Source organism: Ethanoligenens sp., assembly GCF_047718355.1.
GTDB lineage: Bacteria > Bacillota > Clostridia > Oscillospirales > Ethanoligenentaceae > Ethanoligenens.
In genome coordinates this window covers 1-20158 of record NZ_JBDNLG010000051.1, presented here as the reverse complement: position 1 = coordinate 20158, position 20158 = coordinate 1, and the positions used below count along the sequence as shown (strand labels likewise).

The 20158-nt window shown below is 49.6% G+C and carries 18 protein-coding genes and 5 tRNA genes; 9 read left to right on the top strand and 14 right to left on the bottom strand.

The features are described from left to right. Positions 1-72: 72 nt before the first annotated feature. The 3 genes from ABF463_RS08935 (at position 73) to ABF463_RS08925 (ending at position 2903) form a co-directional block, all read left to right on the top strand. Positions 73-1626, top strand: a complete 1554-nt coding sequence (locus tag ABF463_RS08935) for a hypothetical protein (protein WP_415533256.1) — start codon at positions 73-75, stop codon at positions 1624-1626. A 303-nt stretch (positions 1627-1929) separates the two neighbouring features. Next, entirely contained in the window at positions 1930-2238 is a 309-nt protein-coding gene (locus tag ABF463_RS08930) for a hypothetical protein (RefSeq protein ID WP_415533255.1), read from the top strand. Between the two features lie 23 nt (positions 2239-2261). Continuing rightward, positions 2262-2903: a phosphatase PAP2 family protein gene (locus ABF463_RS08925; protein ID WP_415533254.1), complete on the top strand. Its 642-nt coding sequence runs from the start codon at positions 2262-2264 to the stop codon at positions 2901-2903. Positions 2904-3207: 304 nt separating this feature from the next. Here ABF463_RS08925 and ABF463_RS08920 read toward each other — a convergent pair whose 3' ends face one another. After that, the gene (locus ABF463_RS08920) at positions 3208-3762 is read right to left on the bottom strand and encodes a class I SAM-dependent methyltransferase (protein ID WP_415533253.1); all 555 of its coding nucleotides are present in this window, start codon (positions 3760-3762) and stop codon (positions 3208-3210) included. A 118-nt stretch (positions 3763-3880) separates the two neighbouring features. Further along, positions 3881-4804 (bottom strand): endolytic transglycosylase MltG, encoded by a 924-nt coding sequence (gene mltG / locus ABF463_RS08915; protein WP_415533252.1) that lies wholly within the window; start codon positions 4802-4804, stop codon positions 3881-3883. Positions 4805-5084: 280 nt separating this feature from the next. On the opposite strand from mltG, the gene ABF463_RS08910 reads away from it, so the two are divergent. Together ABF463_RS08910 and ABF463_RS08905 are read left to right on the top strand one after the other, a co-directional pair. Further along, on the top strand, positions 5085-5237 hold the full coding sequence (locus ABF463_RS08910) for a hypothetical protein (RefSeq protein ID WP_415533251.1): 153 nt from the start codon (positions 5085-5087) through the stop codon (positions 5235-5237). 443 nt (positions 5238-5680) lie between these two features. Continuing rightward, entirely contained in the window at positions 5681-6976 is a 1296-nt protein-coding gene (locus ABF463_RS08905) for an MFS transporter (RefSeq protein ID WP_415533249.1), read from the top strand. 267 nt (positions 6977-7243) lie between these two features. On the opposite strand, the gene ABF463_RS08900 is transcribed toward ABF463_RS08905, so the two are convergent. From ABF463_RS08900 to spoVG, 6 genes are all read right to left on the bottom strand, one after another. Continuing rightward, a tRNA-Thr gene (locus ABF463_RS08900) sits at positions 7244-7318 on the bottom strand. 130 nt (positions 7319-7448) lie between these two features. Continuing rightward, positions 7449-7523: transfer RNA gene (locus ABF463_RS08895), tRNA-Cys, on the bottom strand. Positions 7524-7607: 84 nt separating this feature from the next. Next, positions 7608-7683: transfer RNA gene (locus ABF463_RS08890), tRNA-Gly, on the bottom strand. 4 nt (positions 7684-7687) lie between these two features. Continuing rightward, positions 7688-7763 (bottom strand) — tRNA-Phe (locus ABF463_RS08885). Positions 7764-7769: 6 nt separating this feature from the next. Next, positions 7770-7846, bottom strand: a tRNA-Asp gene (locus ABF463_RS08880). A 214-nt stretch (positions 7847-8060) separates the two neighbouring features. Then, complete coding sequence (gene spoVG, locus ABF463_RS08875; RefSeq protein ID WP_415533248.1) at positions 8061-8357, bottom strand: septation regulator SpoVG; 297 nt, start codon at positions 8355-8357, stop codon at positions 8061-8063. Positions 8358-8650: 293 nt separating this feature from the next. Here spoVG and murC point away from each other — a divergent pair, with 293 nt between their 5' ends. Next, a complete protein-coding gene (gene murC / locus ABF463_RS08870; RefSeq protein WP_415533247.1) occupies positions 8651-10018 on the top strand; it encodes a UDP-N-acetylmuramate--L-alanine ligase in 1368 nt (455 codons plus the stop codon). 93 nt (positions 10019-10111) lie between these two features. Here murC and ABF463_RS08865 read toward each other — a convergent pair whose 3' ends face one another. Both ABF463_RS08865 and ABF463_RS08860 read right to left on the bottom strand, forming a co-directional pair. Then, positions 10112-10882: a ThiF family adenylyltransferase gene (locus ABF463_RS08865; protein ID WP_415533246.1), complete on the bottom strand. Its 771-nt coding sequence runs from the start codon at positions 10880-10882 to the stop codon at positions 10112-10114. Positions 10883-11275: 393 nt separating this feature from the next. Beyond that, a complete protein-coding gene (locus ABF463_RS08860; protein ID WP_415533245.1) occupies positions 11276-12511 on the bottom strand; it encodes a hypothetical protein in 1236 nt (411 codons plus the stop codon). Positions 12512-12662: 151 nt separating this feature from the next. Between ABF463_RS08860 and ABF463_RS08855 the strand changes: the two genes are divergently transcribed. The 3 genes from ABF463_RS08855 (at position 12663) to ABF463_RS08845 (ending at position 15619) form a co-directional block, all read left to right on the top strand. Continuing rightward, positions 12663-14225, top strand: a complete 1563-nt coding sequence (locus ABF463_RS08855) for an FAD-dependent oxidoreductase (protein WP_415533244.1) — start codon at positions 12663-12665, stop codon at positions 14223-14225. A 17-nt stretch (positions 14226-14242) separates the two neighbouring features. After that, complete coding sequence (locus ABF463_RS08850; protein WP_415533243.1) at positions 14243-15091, top strand: putative bifunctional diguanylate cyclase/phosphodiesterase; 849 nt, start codon at positions 14243-14245, stop codon at positions 15089-15091. 168 nt (positions 15092-15259) lie between these two features. Further along, entirely contained in the window at positions 15260-15619 is a 360-nt protein-coding gene (locus ABF463_RS08845) for a DUF6483 family protein (RefSeq protein WP_415533242.1), read from the top strand. Between the two features lie 289 nt (positions 15620-15908). Here the strand turns inward: ABF463_RS08845 and clpX are convergent, their stop codons facing one another. The 4 genes from clpX to ABF463_RS08825 all read right to left on the bottom strand — a co-directional run. Then, positions 15909-17219 carry an ATP-dependent Clp protease ATP-binding subunit ClpX gene (gene clpX, locus ABF463_RS08840; protein WP_415533241.1) on the bottom strand — a complete coding sequence of 437 codons (1311 nt, stop codon included), beginning with the start codon at positions 17217-17219 and terminating at the stop codon, positions 15909-15911. 12 nt (positions 17220-17231) lie between these two features. Next, the gene (gene clpP / locus ABF463_RS08835; protein ID WP_415533240.1) at positions 17232-17816 is read right to left on the bottom strand and encodes an ATP-dependent Clp endopeptidase proteolytic subunit ClpP; all 585 of its coding nucleotides are present in this window, start codon (positions 17814-17816) and stop codon (positions 17232-17234) included. Positions 17817-17900: 84 nt separating this feature from the next. Beyond that, the gene (tig, locus tag ABF463_RS08830; protein ID WP_415533239.1) at positions 17901-19244 is read right to left on the bottom strand and encodes a trigger factor; all 1344 of its coding nucleotides are present in this window, start codon (positions 19242-19244) and stop codon (positions 17901-17903) included. A gap of 384 nt (positions 19245-19628) precedes the next feature. Continuing rightward, positions 19629-20158: Ger(x)C family spore germination C-terminal domain-containing protein (locus ABF463_RS08825; RefSeq protein ID WP_415533238.1), on the bottom strand; the 530-nt coding region annotated here is incomplete at its 5' end.

The following is a 20158-nucleotide window of genomic DNA, read 5'->3' as shown; positions in this document are numbered from 1 at the left end:
GGTTCATAGTTCTTCTATCAATCAAAATAAAGAGAAAAATACGTATCTATGGCGACGAAGGGGACAGTATTTATGAGAAAAGGGACTGCACAGACAAAAACAATTCGGTTTTGTTTCAAAAAGCCACTTGCTGTATTGGCGGCGGCCGCGACTCTATTGGTTACGCAATTGCCAGCTTTGGCGGACGGCACCGGCGTGCCGGTAATGACTGGTTATACTGTGACTACCAATCACAGCAGCGATCTCATCCAGCACAGTACCGACAGCAACGGCAACGTGATTCCGATGACGGACAATCAGTACATGAACATCGATGTGACATTCAACAAGCCTATTCAGGCTACACCCGATGCCGCAAGTGACCTTGCCATCACATTGAGTGGCAGCACTTCCGGCAGTTATATCAACCCAGCTGCTCCGGACGATTCAAGCCAAAATATAACCGATCCTTTTTCCAAGCATGTTACCGCGACCGCCAGCGGAAATATCTTACACATCGTATTCTATTACGGTTTTGCGCAATATATGGGTGGACTGACGATCAAACCCGCGGCGGCTAACGGCACCGTCACCAAAATCACAGGAACCGACGGTACCCCCGTGCAGTGGAGCAATATCTCCTGCTTGGTACCAAACGGTATCAAGCTTTCCACGGTGGACCAGACACCGGCCAACCCGGCAGCGGGCGTAACCGCCAGTGTGACTAAGCAGGTTATCAATCCCCAGAGCGCCACTCGCGGTGCGGTATGGTACGTCTTTTTGAAAAACGGCCAGCCGGTGGGAAGCTTCAGTCCCACCAGCGGCAGCTTTGCCGCGCATTACCATATGTATCTGACCCTTGACGCAAAGACCTATGCATCTTATTTTCCGAGTGGTTTCAAAACCAAGTACGGCAGCCAGTATACGTTGACAGCCACCGGCGACACCATCACCGTCACCTCTAACAAGAACGCCGATGGTACCATAGCCGATGCGGCAGGTGATGTGCTGGATGTGCTGGTCTATGCCTATCCGCGTGACCGTGATACGGGAGCTGACAAGACCGGTTTGAGCACCGCTATTTCTAAAGCCTCTGCATTTGGCGCCGCAAATTACACCGCCGCGTCTTATGCCGCAGTGAAAAAGCAGCTTGCTATCGCTTCTTCCATGAACAGCAGCATCTACTATTTGCAGCCGGAAATCGACGCACAGGTCAGCACGCTGAACACAGCGGTATCCAATCTGGTAACGGTTGCACAACAGCAGGCCGTTGATGACTTTATTGCCAGCGTGGCCACTTTGCCCGCGAATGTGTCTTTGCAAGACGCCGCAATGGTTTCGGGCCTCGCGGACACCTATGCCAAATTTACCGATGCACAAAAGGCACTGGTATCCTCTGCCACACTTCATACCCTGCAAACTGCAGAGGATCAGATTCAAACGTTGGAAAATTCAGTGTTGAACCCGGTATCTTCTGTTCCAGATAACAGTTCTCCATCTTCTTCCGCCTCCTCAGACGTATCTTCCGCGGTTGTTTCTAACCCGAAAACCGGCGAAAGCACCTCAGTGTTTATGCCCACTGCGGTTCTCCTTGCAGGTGCAGCGATTATGCTGTTGACGGCGGGATATAAAAAACGACGCGGTTAATATGCTTTGCCTGGCAATTTGCTATGTGACCGAATCCTGACAGCGAGCTGGAGACAAATACAAGCGGCGGGTGGCTTTTTAAAGTCATCCGCCGCTTGTATTTGTCTCTGATTGCATCCGGAAAAACAGACGGTCTTTATTTTTAAATCACAACTTTCTGTATAGAATATTGCAATGTTAGCTTGATGTTGTTAATTGCCAAGTCTATTTTGTGCTGACATACTTTTACCTACATATAGAAACACTTTCTTCATATTTATTGATTACAATGAAAAAATATCAGCACAAAGGAGTATGTTAATTATGTTACCTTTATTGTTTTTCGCCGCGGTTGTCGTTATTGGCGTAATTCTGGTAATCAAATTGATTGCCGCTGTAATGCTCCGCATTTTGGCAATTGCTCTATTATCGCTTCTCGTTCTGGGCATTATTCTCTTTTCAGGCGTTGGGCAGACCATTAAACGGGACTTCGGATTTAAGACGGCCATTTCGCAATCCCAAGCGCAAAAGAGAAGACTTCGTAGACGGAGGAATAAAAAGGGGAAATACAAGGCGAATTCATCCAGCTCAAGCAGCACAAGTGTTCCCAGTTCTTCAAGCGCATCCGCATAATTATTTAAAAAGGACGACTTCAATTGATAAACAACACGCAACCCAAACATTTTTGTAAAAGATTCATCATTTGCCTGATTGCTTTTGGATGTTTATCCATCCTTGTGCAAATACAAATGACAATGGGAATAGACGGATATTTCCAAAAAATGTTTCAGGATACCCCCCATCACATCAGAAAACTATTCACGCATATGGATGAGGTATTCGCACCTGCAAACGACCTTTATTTTGCATTCATCATTTCCGCCATTATCCTGTCTGTTTCTGTTTGCAAGCATCATTTTGCCGAGGGATTACATGCCACGTCTCTATTAGCCGGGTCAACAGCAATAGCGGGGGCAGCAAATGTGATTCTAAAGCCTGTATTCGGCCGGATACGCCCAGACCATTCAAGCGGCTTTTCCTATCCCAGCGCACACGCAATGCTAGCCTTTGCATTTTTTGTACCATTGTTTTATCTACTGTCTCGCCATATACTCAACCGGACGAGACGATATAGCATTATAACTATTGGCCTTATACCGGCATTTGTTATTGGGTTTAGCCGTGTGTATCTGGAAAAGCATTACGTCACCGATATCGCAGGGGGATTTTTATTAAGCGCCGCCATATTCTTCGGACTTCTGTTCCTAAATCAGCAATTAGCGCCACTACACCAATAATAAGCAAAAGAAGCGGGAAAAGTTGTTTAATCAACAGTTCCCGCTTCTTTACGTTAATTTTCGCACCAAAGATTACAGGTTTAATAGAAGTGTGTCGAAAAATATGTGTATAACCTCTACTATCCAGCGCCACGCTTTAAGGTCGGGATTTTTCAGAAGTTCCCTCTTTTCCTCAAACCGGGGACGGATATGCGCAATTGATAGTGAGAGTCATTTTTGAAAAGTCCCAAAATGCAATTCAAAGTATATTCCCTCCTATCATGATAAAAGCATATACACTTGAAAATGCGGGATGACCCAAATATCACAACCCAAGGGTTACGGATTTTGAGAAAATCATACCGTAAAAATTTTCACCAAGCTCAAAATAATCTGTTTTGTAAAACCCATGCTGCAATAGTCGTTCCTCAACTTGTGAAGGACTCATTCTGCTGTCAACCGGCGGCCCCATAAGGGTCTGCCGCTTATGAAATTCAATAATCGCCAGCGTGCCATTATTGGTGATAATCCGTTTTACTTCACCAATCACATGCTCAAAATCACGCAGTTCATGCAAAACCGTGCAAAGCAATACTACCCGGCAGGAATCGGAAGGAACATCCTGAACACTTTTCTTCAGTATGATATTTTTTACATTTCGCTCCTGCATTTTACTTTGCAATATATCCAGCATCTCATGAGATATTTCAACTGCGTAAACATCAGACTTAGTCTGTTCAGCCGCTTCAAAAGTAAAGATTCCGGTACCGGCACCGACATCGCAAAAAGCATCACTATCTTTCAAACCAATCCGTCTGAGCGTATCAGAAGGATTTAGTTCTTCAATCCGTTTAGGGTTATCTAGCTTATGATTTGACATTATTATGCTTCCTTTCAATTATATGGCTCGTACCGGTATTTCTAATCGAAAAACATAGTATTAATATAGCTTGATAGCGTACAATAGGATTTGCAATTTATGGATGAGTACAGGAAACCTATTGGGAAATCACCGTGGTGGAAAACTGAGTGGTGCCGTTTGCATCGGTAAAAAAATAAAGATACTGGGTGCTGGTGGGATTGGCAGCAGCCTCCAATGCACGAGCACTGGGGCTGCAGATTGGCCCTGCGGGCAAGCCGCTTGCCCGGTTTGGAATGGCGGTATTGTAGTAATTCTTGTATTTTTCCACTAGATCGTTGCTCACGCTCGCGATATACCATGTCAAGTAATGCCGAGTCGAGTCCATGCCTAGATACGGAAAATCCTTGGAGTCGGCCAACCGGTTGAGAATCACTGACGCAGCACTTTTCATCTCGTCGGTGTTCGGTACTTCTTTTTCCAGAATAGAAGCAATGATGACGGTTTTGAAGTTATATTTTCCTGTGATGTGCTGGTCTGCATTGTTGAGCATTCGACCGATGACATCCGCAGCATCCATGTTTTTGTAAAATTGATAGGTATCCGGGTAAAGATAGCCTTCCAGACGATAACATATTTTACTGCTGTCATACGGAATCTCCCGCAGGCAATTCTGCTTAAAAGCGTAGCTGTTGACCTTGTCCAGAAAATCGGTCTTGTCACACACCCCCGCGTTCTGTAGCAGCGTAGCAATCTGTGGCACACTATACCCGTCCGGGATGGTCACATTCATGATTTCTCGTGCGGAGGCGGTGGAGGACGGTGCTGTCTGGGCGGGTGCTTGAGGCTGCTTCACGGCTGGGCTATCTGCATTAGACACCGTGGAAGATGAATCGGAATCCATTTTGGAAACAGTTGAGGAAGGAGCGTTTTCAGATATATTAGACCGTATGGATGTGAACTGCGAACGGGTAGAAACCGTCTTATTTGTGGTCATGTGAGAACAGCCGACTGATATGATGCAAAGCAACGTGGCAATCGTCCATACAAGATGTCTTTTCATAGAATGCTCCTTTGGAGATCAGACCGTCGGATTTTATGGCAGGAACCATGTGACTGATTTCGAAAACAAAAGCAAAGATCAGCCGCTGGTGGCTGTATTCGCTTCCTCCTGTGCAGCATACTGCCAGATTTCTCCACCATCTTTTGATTCATAGCACAAAGCCGCTGACACGGTGGTAGCATAGGGCAGATGTTGCGTCTTTAGGAAACCTGCTGTAAATACGGCAGGTTTTTGCTTTTTTCGGTACAATGGAGACATCAGTTTTAAGGAGATGGTTCCATTGACTAACAAAGAAGTATATCGGCAAGCCTATGATGAAATCAACCTACGGGGGCTCTCACCGCGTACTGTGGAAGAACATCTCGGAAAATTAACTTTGTTCCTGCAATCTACGGATAACTGCAAAGCGATTTTAAAAGTCTGCTGGAAGTAGGCTCACTTTGTTATCTCTATTTTACCAAAAGACAGGTGTGTTCGCAATGATATACGCAAGGAAAAGCTCTATTTCAGGACAGAGTCCTCCTTTAATTGAGGAAGTTTAGAGCAATTCCTTAAAATAGATTCAGTATCCGGCGACGGCGGATCACCCGTGTGCATCAGAGGCCGTCATCGTACGGAAGTATGTCGAAATCTCGGCATTTCTCGAAACACAGGTGGAATTGCCGTAGGTCGCACCGGCTGGTGCATTCCGTGTGTTTTACGCGGGATTTTCCGAGAATCAATTGTATTCTTACCCACCGTTACCTATGTGTTTTCATAAATGTCGTGATTTTACAAAAAGATGATAGCGCCATGTGCGCTGTATCCTATATTCTGAAAGAACGATATGGAAGCACGGTAAAAAGCTTTTTGTGCCGAAACGGGAGTAGATGCAATATGAAACAAAAACTTAGCAAAGTCGAATGGAGCTGGGCGCTTTACGATGTGGCGTTTTCAGCATTCGCGATTCTGTCCACGGCTTTTCTGCCTATCCTGATGAAACTGGTGGGCAAAACCCACGGGCTAAGCAATGCGCTGACCACCGCGCATTGGGGCTATGTGCAGTCGTTCTCCACGCTGGCCCTGGCACTGCTTGCGCCGGTGCTGGGTGCCATTGCGGATATGAAAGGGATGAAACGAAAGCTGTTCGTTTTTTTCTTAGTGGTGGCGCTGGTTTCTCTGGCATCTATGCTGTTCACCGACAATTACGCCATCCTGCTTCTGGCCAACTTGATTTGTGCCATCGGATACTCTGGTACTAACATCGTCTACGACGCGTATCTGGTGGATGTAACGGGCAACGGGCGGATGAACCTGCTTTCCTCAGTTGGTTTTGCCGTGGGCTATGCGGGGCGCTGCCTGCCATATCTTGCGGGTATTGTTCTGTATGGCACACTGCCTTTTGGTATAACACCCGTGACAGCCATCAAAATTTCCATTGGTATCACCCTGGTATGGTGGCTTGCATTCACCATACCGTTTTTGCATAACGTGCAGCAGCTTTACAGCCGCGAAGACAAACCGGCCATGTTGGTGACCCAATCATTCGGCAGCATGTGGACCACACTGAAAAAGATCGTACGGGAAAAGAACATGGGCTTTTTTCTGATAGCGTATTTTTTCTATATCGATGGTGTAAACACCATCATCTCCATGACCTCGGATTTCGGTTATGATGTGGGCATCTCAGTCACCACCATGGCGCTGGCGCTGCTTGTCACGCAGATTGTCGCGGCACCGGCCGTTCTGCTGTTCGAACGGGTGGCCCGGCGCATCACCACCAAAAATGTGCTACTCATCGCCATTGGGGTATTCACCGCCATCTGTACCTATGCGCTGTTCTTGAAATCTGCGTGGCAGTTCTGGGTGATAGCCATCGCCACCGGACTGGTGCTGGGCACCATTCAAGCACTCTCCCGTTCCTATTTTGGACGGATGATTCCGGATAAAAGCCGCAACAATGAGTATTTCGGCTTCTTTAACGTGCTGGCACGGTATTCGGCTATTCTCGGTCCGCTCATGCTTTCGCTGTTCACGCTGCTCACTGGCAGCTCACGCTATGGCGTGGCAAGCATTGATGTACTGTTTCTGATCGGGTTTATCCTTTTATTGCGCTTTGTCCCCAACATCGACCGGGATGCAAACACCGGCAATACCAATCGGCCGTCCCCTGTTCCCGTGGAAACGGAATAGGGTGCTTCTATTCAGAATCCGTACTCAAGAAATATCCAAACCTGCCGACATAATGAGCAAAAAGGGACGGGATATCCCGACAACTTAACAGAAACCTCCTATGCTTCCTTGCGTCGGTTGCAAGACCTTCATCAGTGTAGCATCGGAGGTTTTTTCTATATCCTATAAAGTTTTTCACCCCACCCCCAGTCGATTTGGGGGTGGGGGTTACCTGCTCGGCCACAAAAACAAAAGATGGCTTACCCTGTATAGGTAAGCCATCTTTTATGGAGCTGGTGAGCGGACTTGAACCGCTGACCTGCGCATTACGAGTGCGCTGCTCTACCACTGAGCCACACCAGCATCTAAGGGAGGGTGGTATTCATCTTCCCTTTTACACGTAAAACCGTATCGCAGGCAATCACCGACTACCAGCTACCGGGCTGCATTCGGGAAACACATTGATCTTTCGGCTGCATCAGATAAACAGCAATGGAGGCGCCACCCGGAATCGGACCGGGGAATGAAGGTTTTGCAGACCTTTGCCTTACCGCTTGGCTATGGCGCCACAAGAAAAAGAGAAAACCCCCGGTCGCGAAAAAGGCGGCTGAGGAAACATGTGCAGAACCGATCTGCTGGCGGATAATCCCGCTGGAGCGGATGACGGGGCTCGGACCCGCTACCTCCACCTTGGCAAGGTGGCGCTCTACCAGATGAGCTACATCCGCATAATGGTGCCTCCGGGCGGAATCGAACCACCGACACGGGGATTTTCAGTCCCCTGCTCTACCGACTGAGCTACAGAGGCGCGCATTGGCGACCCGAAGGGGGCTCGAACCCCTGACCTCTAGCGTGACAGGCTAGCGTTCTAACCAACTGAACTACCGGGCCATTTTTGTTTTCCCATCGCACAGGCAACCGTTCATAACCACCGCGGCGTGGAAAAAACGGAGCTGAAAAGAATGGGACAGCGCTACTTATTATAATAGAAAACGTACATCTTGTCAACACTTTTGCAGAGAATTTTATTTTTCGCACAACGCCACCTAAAAGATGCAAAAAGCACCTCTCACGGATAACCGTGAGAGGTGCTTTACACGCTATATCAGGCCCCGAGGTTTTCGGTCTGAGGCTCTTCCTCTGTCTGAGAAATAGCTTCCTCGTACTTTTCCAGAATGGCTCCCTCAATCTGGGCACGAGCCTCCATAGAGATTGGATGCACAATGTCCTGAAAGCGACCGTCCTCCGAGCGGCGGTTGGGCATCGCTACAAAAAGCCGCTCCACGCCCTCGATGACTTTCAGATCATGTACGGCAAATTCGCCATCCAAAATAATGGACACAATGGCGCGCACTTTGCCCTCGGAAAAAAGTTTTCTGATTTTGATATCGGTGATATTCAACAGTAAGTCCTCCTAAAATGTCGTCCGAAAAATTGTTCGATTCATTTGAAATCACACAGAGCAGTGGACCCTCAGGCCGCGAAATATTCAAGACGCATGTGAGATAGTTCGTTGCTCATAGTGTGCGGCAAAAAACAAATGATTATACATTTTTAACCAACAGATGGGATTTCGCGGAAAAGAGGTTTATTTTTATCGGCGTTGGTCGTATAATATGCAAGAAATGTGCTGTGCAACTACCTATCAAAGGGTTCGCGCCTAAGCGGCACAATTTTGAGAGGAGTCATCAAATCGTGGATGAGAATATATTGGGTCATGTGAAGCGGGTACATTTTATCGGAATCGGGGGTTCCGGCATGAGCGCGTTGGCGGGCATCCTGCATCGGGAAGGCTTTGCCCTCACCGGCTCGGACAACAATGAGTCCGACACGCTCGCGCAGATCCGAAAGCTGGGCATCCCAGTGCAAATGGGGCATCGTCCTGAAAACATTGGTGACGCCGAACTGGTCGTTTACACAGCCGCCGTACACAAGGATAACCCCGAGATACAAGCGGCACGTGAAAGAAATCTGCCGCTTTGCAGCCGGGCAGAATTGCTTGGTCTGCTCAGCAGGCACTATGCCAATACCTTCGCGGTCTCTGGCACCCACGGCAAGACCACCACAACCAGTATGCTGACCCAGATTCTGGTGATGGCCGGCAAAGACCCCACCGCCGTCATCGGGGGAAAGCTGCCGTTCATCGGCGGCAACAACCGAATCGGGGATTCCAAACTGATGGTCTGCGAAGCCTGCGAATTTCAGGATTCATTTTTAGAATTGCATCCTGCCGTATCCGTTATCCTGAACATTGATAACGATCATCTTGAATACTTCAAGACGATGGAGAACCTCATTGGCCACTTTAACCGCTTTGCCGCCCAAACCGGGCAAGCGCTGGTCTATAACGGAGACGATGCAAACACCTTGACCGCCGTGAATGATTCCCCACTTAAAAAAATCACATTCGGTTTTCATTCCCAAAATGACTATTCCGCGGCAAATATCGCGGTAATCGAGCGGCATCTCACCTTTGATATCCTGCGCCGCGGGCAAAAAATAGCGCATATCACTTTGAAAGTGCCCGGACGCCATAATATCCTCAACGCGTTGGCCGCCTGTGCCGCCGCCTCGTTCGCGGGCGCGTCCGACGAAGCCATTGCAGAAGGACTGAACGCGTTTGCAGGCGCAGGGCGGCGGTTTGATGTGTTGGGCAAAACAGAAACCGGCGTGACCATCGTAGACGATTATGCGCACCATCCGACCGAACTCTCTGCCACACTCCGTGCCGCCAAAGAACTCGGCTATGCGTCGGTGTGGGCAGTGTTCCAGCCATTCACTTTCTCACGCACGGCCATGCTGCTGGATGATTTTGCAGCGGCTCTCCAGATTGCAGACAAAGTCGTACTCGCACCGATCATGGGGTCACGCGAGGTGAACACCTACAATATACACTCGGAAGATCTTGCCGCCAAAATTCCCGGCAGCATCTGCCAACCGGATTTTGACGCTATTGCAACCTATGTATTGAAAAATGCACAGCCTCATGATCTGGTACTGACATTGGGATGCGGTGACATTTATAAGGCGGCAAAACAGATGCTGCCACATCCGCATAAATAATCGCCTTATCACCCCGCCCTCGACCACTCTGGTCGGGGGCGTTTTTTATGCAGTCTCTGCGCTTTTGCGGAGCGAGCAGGCAATTGGACTGCATTACCCTCTTTTTGCGGATAGTCCGCAAAGATCCTTCACGACTTCGCCAGCCAAAATCAATCCGGCTACCGGGGGGACAAACGCTGTGCTCCCAGGTATCTGCCGCCGTACTGTGCAGGTTCGCTTGGTTCCCTCAGGACAAATGCAATGAAATTTGCAACTATTTTCCGCCATTTCCTGCGGCTGAATGGGTTTTTCGCGCGAATAGACCACCTTGAGGTGCGGCACTCCACGGCGACGCAGCTCATGCCTCATCACCCTGCAAAGCGGGCAGATCGAGGTGTCATAAATATCGGCGACTTCCAGCTGTGTCGGGTCGAGCTTGTTAGCGGCGCCCATACAGCTGATGACCGGAATGCCAGCCCCCATCGCCCGTGTCACCAGATCTAACTTGGCAGAAACGGTGTCCACCGCGTCAATAATATAGTCCCACTGTGTGTCAAAAACCTCTGACGCAGTCTCCTCGGTATAAAAGACCTTGCGTACGTCGACATGTGCTTGAGGATTGATGTCCATGATACGCGCCGCCATCACATCCGCCTTATATTGGCCAACCGTCTGATGTGTGGCATGCAGCTGCCGGTTAATGTTGGTCAGACAAATGCGGTCGTCGTCAACAAGCGTTAAGCTGCCCACAGCGGAACGTGCCAATGCTTCAGCGGCAAAAGCCCCCACGCCGCCAATGCCGAAAACAGCCACACGCGCCGCTCTCAGCCGCTCTAATGCTGCTTTGCCGATCAGTAATTCTGTTCTGGAAAATTCGTTTAACATATGCTGCTTTGTTCATCCTTACATGCCAAATGGGCTACAAAAACCATATAATAATATTGCCTCTTTTCATTATAACACAACCTGCCCGTAAAAACAGATTGGAAATATGAACTTTGCAAAAAAATATTTGTAACCACGCGCCGAAAATTAGCAAAAAAATTGCAAAAGCGCATAAGATTCACGAATTAGGCACGCCTCCCCTTTTCATAAAATTGACGGAAAAACCAAAAGGAAAATGCAAGATGGATGCATATTTATTATACTGAATCCGCCTCACATTACAAGGAATTTTGGGCTTTTTAGTAACCAAGTCACAAAACACGTCTTAAAATATTCCATAATGTGCACAAACATGTACTAAACGAATAAACATGGTAAAATATTGGCATATTTTCAATGAGCTGCATTCTCGGAAAATACCGATTTCATCCAACTTTTTCCTCCGTCCACCGTCACATAAACCGCATCTTTTTGCAAGATAAACCCGTTGGAAAGATTCAGAAACTGAATTTGCGAAGCATCACTTGGGAGTGTGTTGCTGACAATCCGTGTCCACCCGCCTTGTGCTACATGCCGATACAACACCGGTTTGCCCTGTGCATGTGAAAAGACAAAAATCGTCTGCGCGTCCGGCATACTCACGCTCTTTGCGTCCAGCGGCAGCTCGGTCAGCAGCTCCGCCAATTTACCCGACACCGCGCCGTTTGCAGACAAGGTATAGAATGTATTGCGCATATGCGTATCCGCTTTTTCAGTTTGCCCTTTCGCAGCGGCAGCCTCAACGCCATTTTGCACGCTAAGCAGTGCAATACGTGTATCGCCGGTCATACGCACGGGCATATACGAAGGAGTCACGTCTGTAAAATGAGCGGTGACACCGTTGTCCTGTTCCGTCCACGTTTTTCCGCCGTCAGCTGTGGCCGTCATAAATACAGGAGATGCCGAACCATTGACAAACAGGTACGCATGTGTTGCGTCTGCTGTTACCAGTGTTGTCTGCCCGTTCGGCACGCGCAGGTTATCCGTCTGTTGCTGGAAACTCCGCGCCCCATCCTTTGTGGAAAATACGCTCGATTCATGGTGACCCGCTGCCGCGTCACCCGCCAACATCAGCAGACCATTGCGGCTGTCTGTCATAGAGAACCCGTCCACCCCACGCGTGCTGTTGTCCGCGCTAAAATACGGCGCACCCGCAAGTGCCAGATGCCTCCAGACTTTCCCACTGTCCGCCGTTGCATAAACGGAGATACCGGTCAGCATCTCTTCGTTCTTCACCGCTTTGGCTAAGGCAACCGCATGGGTGCTATCTACGAAATCCACCGCGCCCCCGTCGTAGAACGGTGCTGCGGCAGTCCAGGTTTTCCCGCTGTCGGAGGTATAATATACATTTTTCCCATCGGTACGCCAGCCGTTTTCCGCATCCGCCATGTAAAATGACAGGCCAGCCGTTTTTTGCCGCTCTGCCAGCCACTCGTTAGCGGTCTGTACAAACGTGCGTAAATTTTCTTTATCGGGCGGGACGTTTTTTTCGACAGGTTGTCCTGTATGCCGCACAAAAGCAGCCCCCACACCTACTCCGACAGCAATCAGTACCGCGATAGCAGTTAACGCAATGAATTTTCTCCGCATGGCTTGACATCCTTCCGTCATATTGCGCCGCCGCAAATCCGCAAAACGAGGCAATTCATTTTTTGAAGATGTCTGTATTTTTCCCATTTTTGTGCATACTAATCACGAAAACGGGAAAACCAGCGGGAAAATCACAGTGAGAGGGGAAAAAATGGAGAACTACACGCAATCGTATTGGGAAAAAACAGCGGGATGTGCGGCATTTCCCGCACTGGAGGCGGACACCGAAGCCGATGTACTAATTGTTGGCGGCGGTATTACGGGCGTGAGCTGCGCCTACCATCTTGCGAAAGCAGGCGCTACCGTCCTGCTGTTGGAGTCAGGCACACTGGGATGCGGTACTACCGGTAAAAGCACTGGAAAAGTCAGCACGCTGCATGGGGCGCTTTACGGGCGGCTATGCAAACTGCCGGGCAAGGCAGAAGCTGTACAGATTGCCTGCACCCAACGCGACGCAGTCGCATTTGTCAAGCAATTCGCGCTGAGCAGCGACATGGACTGCGGCTTTGCTGAAAGCGACGCCTACCTGTTCGCCCGCAATGAGGACGAGCGGCAGCTTGTAGAGAATGAATTTGAAGCCATCAAGAGCGTAGGGATAGACGCGCGCTTCTTGTTCCGACCCGATTTTCCGCCACAAAACATTTGCACCACCGTCCTGTATGGACAAGCGGTCATCCACCCGCTCCGCTATTTACAGGCACTGGCGGCCGCGGCCGCCAACAAAGGCGCCAAGTGCTGCGAGCATACCAAGGTGGTACAGGTACGTGCCGGCAAAACAGTAGAGGCGGTGTGTGAAAATGGCGTGCGCATCAAATCACACCATTTGATTGTGGCAACGCAATATCCGTTTTTTGAAAACTTCGGCGCATATTTCACCCGCCTTTACCCCCGCCGCAGTTACGGTGTGGCAGTAGAGCCGGAAAGACCTTGGCCTGCCGGCAGCTATATCAGCGCGGGCGACCCCATCCGTTCCGTGCGCACCGTGATCGATAACGGTAAAAAGATCCTGCTCGTGATGGGGGACGGGCACATTACAGGGCGGGACACCCGGGAGCAAGATGGTGAACGGCATTTCGAAGCGCTCACCACCTATGCGGAAAAACTTGCGGGACCGTTTTCCCTGTTGGCACGCTGGTCGGCGCAGGACTATCAAACACCGGACGGCATCCCATATATCGGACCAAGCGCGCCGCAATCGAACATCTATGTAGCGACCGGCTTCAATAAATGGGGACTGTCGAACGGCACATTAGCCGGCATCCTGCTCACGGACTGGATTACCACCGGCAAAAGTGCGCGCGGCGCGCCCTATGACCCCGCACGCCTGCATTTGGCAGGCACAGCGACCATGGCAGGAGAGTTATCCGGTCAGGTGGGCGCAATGGTGCAATCCAAACTCAAAAAACCGGGCCGAGCCGAAGATTTACAGCCCGGAGAGGGCGGCATTGTGCTGTTCGAGGGTAAAAAAGCCGGCGCCTACCGTCATCCCGACGGCCGGCTGACGGTGCTGGACATCACCTGTACGCATTTGGGCTGCACTCTCACATGGAACGAAGCGGAAAAAAGCTGGGATTGCCCCTGCCATGGCGGACGCTTCACAGCAGAAGGCAGACAGCTTGAAGGCCCCCCGCCGGTACGGCTGCGCATATACTATCAAGGGGGGACCGCGCCGTCCGCACGGACAAGCACCCCCGATTCGCGTCCGCAAGGATAAGAAACAGGGAGGTTCCCATGGAAAATTCGCATATTCAAATAACAGCAGACGAAAACGCGGGCGGTGAAATCTTTCCGTGCCGCCCCGACGAAGTCGCATATCAATTGCGGAGCGCGTTGGCTAACCAGCGGTTTACAGTGGCTTATCAGCCCCAATACGACCTGCGCACGGGCCGAATAGTGGGGATGGAAGCGCTCCTGCGCTGGCTCTCGCCTGCGAACGTGCCCATACTGCCCTCCTCATTCATTCAGGTGGCAGAAGCGACCGGACTTATCCTGCCCATCGGGGAATGGATCTTGCATACCGCCTGCTGCCAAGTAAAAGCATGGAGTGGTGCGGGCGTTCTCCCATGCAGACTGGCAATCAACCTGTCCCCCAAACAATTTGCCCACGCAGACCGGTTGGTCCTGTCTGCCCTGCGCAAGTCCGGCTTTGACCCGAGTCTATTGGAATTGGAAGTGACTGAACAGGCCGTCATCCAAGATTTGGCGCAAGCCGCCAAAGTATTAACGCGCCTGCACGCTTTCGGCATACGGGTCGCGCTGGATGATTTTGGGACCGGTTACTCCTCTTTGCAATATCTCGACCGTTTGCCCGTCCAAACGTTGAAAATTGACCGCTGTTTTGTATCCCAAATCACTGCCAAGCAAAAAGCACGCATCATTACGAAGCATATCATATGCATGGCTCATGACCTCTCGATGTGTGTGGTAGCAGAGGGGGTAGAAACGCCCGCCCAGCGCGACCTGCTCAGACGGCAAGGCTGTGACTTGGCACAGGGCTTTCTATATGCCCACCCTTTGCCGGAAAAGGATATGCGTGCATTGCTTTTTCCGGTCAAAGAGTCTGCGAAGGCCACTGGATAAGTACATGCTTCATGATTGCAAAACCGCACTTTTGCACGCAACCGTGCGAAGCTTTTCCTTTTACAAGATGTTTGAACTAAAACATGCGGCCGCTTGCCTCCTCCGCCCCTTTATGTTACAATAAAATGAAACCATACCCTACCGGGTGGTGAAAAGAGGGTAAGCAGCGTGTTTGAAAATGATTACATGATGCGGCAAATTGAAGATATTGTAAAGGCGTTGGGAAAAGTGCTATTTGAACAACACTCTGGCACAGACGGCTTGTTCGATGAACAGGGTGTGCTGTCCGAAACCAGTTTTTTATCCTATCGGCTCAATCGGCTGATTGGAGACGGGCAAATCAATGAAGCGGAAAATCTGCTCTTTGATACCATTGCGGATGACCCCAAACCCGACTATTTAAGGGTCGCTCTCGATTTTTACGCAACACTGGAAAAACGCAGCGATGCGGAACTCACTGCCAGCCAATTTTCCAGGCAGGAGATTCTGGACGGCTTGCAGTCCATAAAGAAAATATATCAAGCCTAAAATGCCCTCGCGCGAGATATGCGATGCCCTGTCACCGTCCGTTTGGATGGTGACAGGGCATTTGACTTTACAGTAAATGGAAACGGCTTGTAGCCGTCAATCAATATCATAGGAGGTATTATTTAACGGCTGACCGGTCGCGCCTGTCCGATCGTCCAAGATTTTAGCAAAAGCACTGACCGCTATCTCGTCCGGGGCTCTGCCCTGTCACGCACCCCATAACATGCACAAGAACGGCGACCCATCAAGGGCCGCCGTTCTTCATGCCATATCGTTCGGTCAAAGCGCTTTACGAAGCATCTTCCCGTTTTTTCGGGCTTACCTTTTTCGCAGGCAGCGTCAGCCGGGTACTCTTTTTGTTCGGGTCACGCTCAATGATTGGGGCCGCCTTATCGGTAACACAGGCCCCTGTCACGGTGATTTTGGATATCGTACCGTCTGACGGCACCTCAAACATCACATCAGTGAGCAGCTCTTCCATAATAGCACGCAGACCGCGGGCACCCGTTTCACGGGCAATTGCCTTATCCGCAATGGCTTCAAGCGCCGACTGGTCAAACGTAAGCTGGATACCATCCATATCAAACAATTTGAGATATTGCTTGATGATGGCGTTTTTCGGTTCGGTCAGAATGCTAATAAGTGCTTCACGGCTCAACGGGTTGAGCGTGGTGATGACCGGGATACGCCCTACCAACTCGGGAATCAAACCAAAATGCACCAGATCCTGCGGAATCGCCTGTTTAAAGACATTGACTTCGGCCTTTTCTTTTTTGCCGCGCACATCCGCCCCGAAACCCAATGTTTTGCTCACGGTGCGCTTCTCAATGATCTTTTCAAGACCGTCAAATGCGCCGCCGCAGATAAACAGGATGTCTTTGGTATTGATCTGGATAAACTCCTGATGCGGATATTTCCGTCCGCCCATCGGCGGAACGTTAGATACCGTACCCTCTAGAATCTTCAAGAGTGCCTGTTGGACACCCTCTCCGCTTACATCACGTGTAATGGATGGGTTTTCCGATTTACGGGCAATCTTGTCGATTTCGTCAATGTAGATAATGCCGTGTTCGGCACGTTCCACATCATAGTCCGCCGCCTGAATCAAACGCAGCAGGATGTTTTCCACATCCTCGCCCACATAGCCGGCTTCGGTCAGAGTGGTGGCATCGGCAATGGCAAATGGCACTTTCAAGATGCGAGCCAGCGTCTGGGCAAGCATTGTCTTACCAACACCAGTGGGTCCAAGCAATAAGATATTGCTCTTTTGCAGATCCACATCGGACGATTCACCGTAATAAATGCGTTTATAGTGGTTGTAAACTGCAACTGAAAGCGCAACTTTAGCATCGTCCTGTCCCACCACATATTGGTCAAGGATTTCCTTGATCTCTTTGGGGCGTGCCAGTGTGATAGCTTTGTCGTCGCCTGTAATTTGCGGATGAGCAATGACGTTTTCGTCTTCAAGAATGCTCAGACAAAGCTCGACACACTCGTTGCAAATGTAAACGCCGGGCCCTGCGATCAGCCGTTTTACCTGCTCCTGGGTTTTTCCGCAAAAGGAGCATTTCAGCACTCTTCTGTCATCAAACTTTGCCATAAAGCACCTGCCTTATCTTTTTGTAATAACCTTATCCACCAGGCCGTATGCCACGGCTTCTTCGGCAGTCAGGAAATTATCGCGCTCGGTGTCGCGTTCAATGTCTTCGATCGGTTTGCCGGTAAAACCGGAATACAATTGGTTCATCCGTTTACGAATACGAATGATGTGCTCGGCCGCGATTTTGATATCACTGGCCTGCCCCTGTGCGCCACCCGAAGGCTGATGAATCATAATTTCACTGTTTGGCAGTGCAAAGCGTTTTCCCTTTGCACCCGCTGCCAGCAAAAACGAACCCATACTGGCCGCCATGCCGATGCAAATGGTAGATACATCGCATTTAACATACTGCATCGTATCAAAGATTGCCATACCGGACGTAATGGAACCGCCGGGGCTATTGATATAAAGCTGGATGTCCTTATCGGGATCCTGACCTTCCAGGAACAGCAGCTGCGCCACCACAAGACTGGCGGACACATCGTTGACCTGATCAGAAAGCATGATGATGCGGTCGTTGAGCAAGCGGGAGAAGATATCATAAGAACGTTCGCCGCGACTTGTCTGCTCGATTACATAAGGAACGAGATTTGCCATTTCACAACAACTCCTTTACAGGTCGTCTGCATATTCATGCGTGGTTTATAAATTCAAAGAGTCCCTTGCGGCACCCAGAAACAATCACTCCGCTTGCGCTTCTTCATGGTCATGGTCGTGATGCTGGTGTTTGGGATTGATACCCTCCACCTCGGTCACTTCCCCTGTGTCTTTAACCAAGTCGATCGCGCGGTTAATCTTGATGTCTTTTTCGGTGGTTTCACGGTCGATGGCGGTTTTGATGCGCTCGATATCAGTCTTATACTCTTCCGCCAGACGTTTGTATTCCGCCTCAACATCTTCATCGGTCACGACGAAATTCTCAATTTCCGCAATCTTTTCCAGTGCGAGACGCAGCTTCACTTGATGCTCAGCCTGCTCTTGGAACGTTTCACGGAATTTATCCATGTCCATGCCAGTATACTGAAGATAGGTCTGCAGGTTCAAGCCCTGCGCCTGCAGCCGATAATCAAAATCCTGCACATAGCTATCGATAGAGCGCTCATACATGACCGCAGGAATCTCGGCTTTCAGCCCTTCGACTACCTGGTCGAGCAATGCGTCCTCGACGTCGCTCTGCGCATGTTCATCCTTGTGCTCCTGAATATGCTGGCGTACATCGTCTTTGTAAGAATCCAATGTATCGAACTCGCTGACATCCTTAGCAAATTCATCGTCCAAATCCGGCAGTTCGCGTTTTTTGATCTCATTGATCTTCACCTTGAACACAGCCGGTTTCCCTGCCAGTTCAGCAGCCTGATACTGTTCCGGGAACGTGACATTTACATCAAATTCCTCGTCGGTTTTATGACCGACAATTTGCTCCTCAAAGCCGGGGATGAACTGGCCGGAACCAAGTTCCAAATCCTGTCCGTCAGCTTTTCCGCCATCAAATGCTGTGCCGTCCACAAAACCTTCAAAATTGATATTGGTGATATCACCTTGCTCAGCGGCGCGGTCTTCCACCGTAATGACCCGCGCATTGCGATCACGCACGCGGTCGACTTCTTTAGTCACGTCTTCATCCGTGGCTTTTTCAATGTATTTGGTGGCTTTCAGCCCCTTATACGCACCGATCTCCACCTCGGGTTTCACCGTGACGGTTGCCTTAAACGTGAACCCGTCGCCGTCCACTTTATCAATCTTGATATCTGCGCGGTCTACCGGCTCGATACCGGCAGATTTGACGGCCTCTTCATACGCCACGGGGTACAGAGAATTGACTGCATCCTCAAAAAAGACGCCCTCGCCGTACAACTTTTCCACCACCGAGCGCGGCGCGTGGCCTTTGCGGAAACCGGGCACATTCATCTTGGTCACATTTTTTTTATAGGCTTTTTGCACCGCTTCTTGAAATTTATCCTTGTCAACGGCTATTTCAAGCTCATATTGATTGGTATCGACCTTATTGGAATTGGTTAAACTCATCCGACATCCTCCTAAAATTAACTGCTTATCTTGGTTATTATAGCACAACACTGGCCGGGATGCCACTGTTTTTCGGTTTTTGTTCCATCAATTTTTAGCAATTGAAGAGTAAGTAACTCATTATACTCTATCTCGTGTATTTATTCAACCATTTGCAAATGAAAACCATGTGTTACCGGTTCTTTTTTCGAGAACTTGCAATATACACAGTCAAAACCCGCAAATTTAGCCACAACCATTCAAAATTGTGAAAGGAACCAACTGCATTAATGCTGAAAATGCCCAAAAGCCCCGCAGGCATTTTGATACTTGTGCCTGCACGGCTCTTGAACCTTTCGCGCATGTTTGCCCTGCGGCGGCGCAGGGATTGGGCACAGCGCACAGTCAGTCATGCAGACTGAACGTGGAATGCACGTTGATGATTGGTTTCAGATTTTGACCGGACATGGGCCATGTATTCATAAGCGTGCGCCATTGATCCGGCCGGAATCGAAAATAATTGCTTCCTATGCGAAAAATATCACTTTTGGCTCCATAAAATGCCACATCCAGCGCACTCTGTATCTCGTGTTTGACTTCGTTGTTCTGTAGCGCTATAATCTCCTTTTCAAACGCGGGAGTCGTTACATCCACACTGCTGTTTTCTATTTCACCAAGCGCGGTTTTAAACGAAATATCAAATGTGAACGTCTGCGGCTGCACCGTCAGGTTTGCAGAATTATCTTTTACTTCAACGCCGGCAACCATTCCGTTGTGCATAGTGAGCATGAGGACGCCGCCAACTGCTCCGCTGCGCGTCCACAAAAAACCGCGTGTCTGATTTGGTGTCATAAACCCGCTAAACTGCACATCTTGGTTGAATACGGCTGTCCGTTCCACCTCCAACACCTCTTTGTTTTGCAGATCTCCGGAGG

Coding starts and splice junctions, on each gene's coding strand:
- ABF463_RS08935 (WP_415533256.1), top strand. CDS start 73: ATGAGAAAAGGGACTGCACAGACAAAAACAATTCGGTTTTGTTTCAAA.
- ABF463_RS08930 (WP_415533255.1), top strand. CDS start 1,930: ATGTTACCTTTATTGTTTTTCGCCGCGGTTGTCGTTATTGGCGTAATT.
- ABF463_RS08920 (WP_415533253.1), bottom strand. CDS start 3,762: ATGTCAAATCATAAGCTAGATAACCCTAAACGGATTGAAGAACTAAAT.
- mltG (WP_415533252.1), bottom strand. CDS start 4,804: ATGAAAAGACATCTTGTATGGACGATTGCCACGTTGCTTTGCATCATA.
- ABF463_RS08905 (WP_415533249.1), top strand. CDS start 5,681: ATGAAACAAAAACTTAGCAAAGTCGAATGGAGCTGGGCGCTTTACGAT.
- ABF463_RS08865 (WP_415533246.1), bottom strand. CDS start 10,882: ATGTTAAACGAATTTTCCAGAACAGAATTACTGATCGGCAAAGCAGCA.
- ABF463_RS08860 (WP_415533245.1), bottom strand. CDS start 12,511: ATGCGGAGAAAATTCATTGCGTTAACTGCTATCGCGGTACTGATTGCT.
- ABF463_RS08855 (WP_415533244.1), top strand. CDS start 12,663: ATGGAGAACTACACGCAATCGTATTGGGAAAAAACAGCGGGATGTGCG.
- ABF463_RS08850 (WP_415533243.1), top strand. CDS start 14,243: ATGGAAAATTCGCATATTCAAATAACAGCAGACGAAAACGCGGGCGGT.
- clpX (WP_415533241.1), bottom strand. CDS start 17,219: ATGGCAAAGTTTGATGACAGAAGAGTGCTGAAATGCTCCTTTTGCGGA.
- clpP (WP_415533240.1), bottom strand. CDS start 17,816: ATGGCAAATCTCGTTCCTTATGTAATCGAGCAGACAAGTCGCGGCGAA.
- tig (WP_415533239.1), bottom strand. CDS start 19,244: ATGAGTTTAACCAATTCCAATAAGGTCGATACCAATCAATATGAGCTT.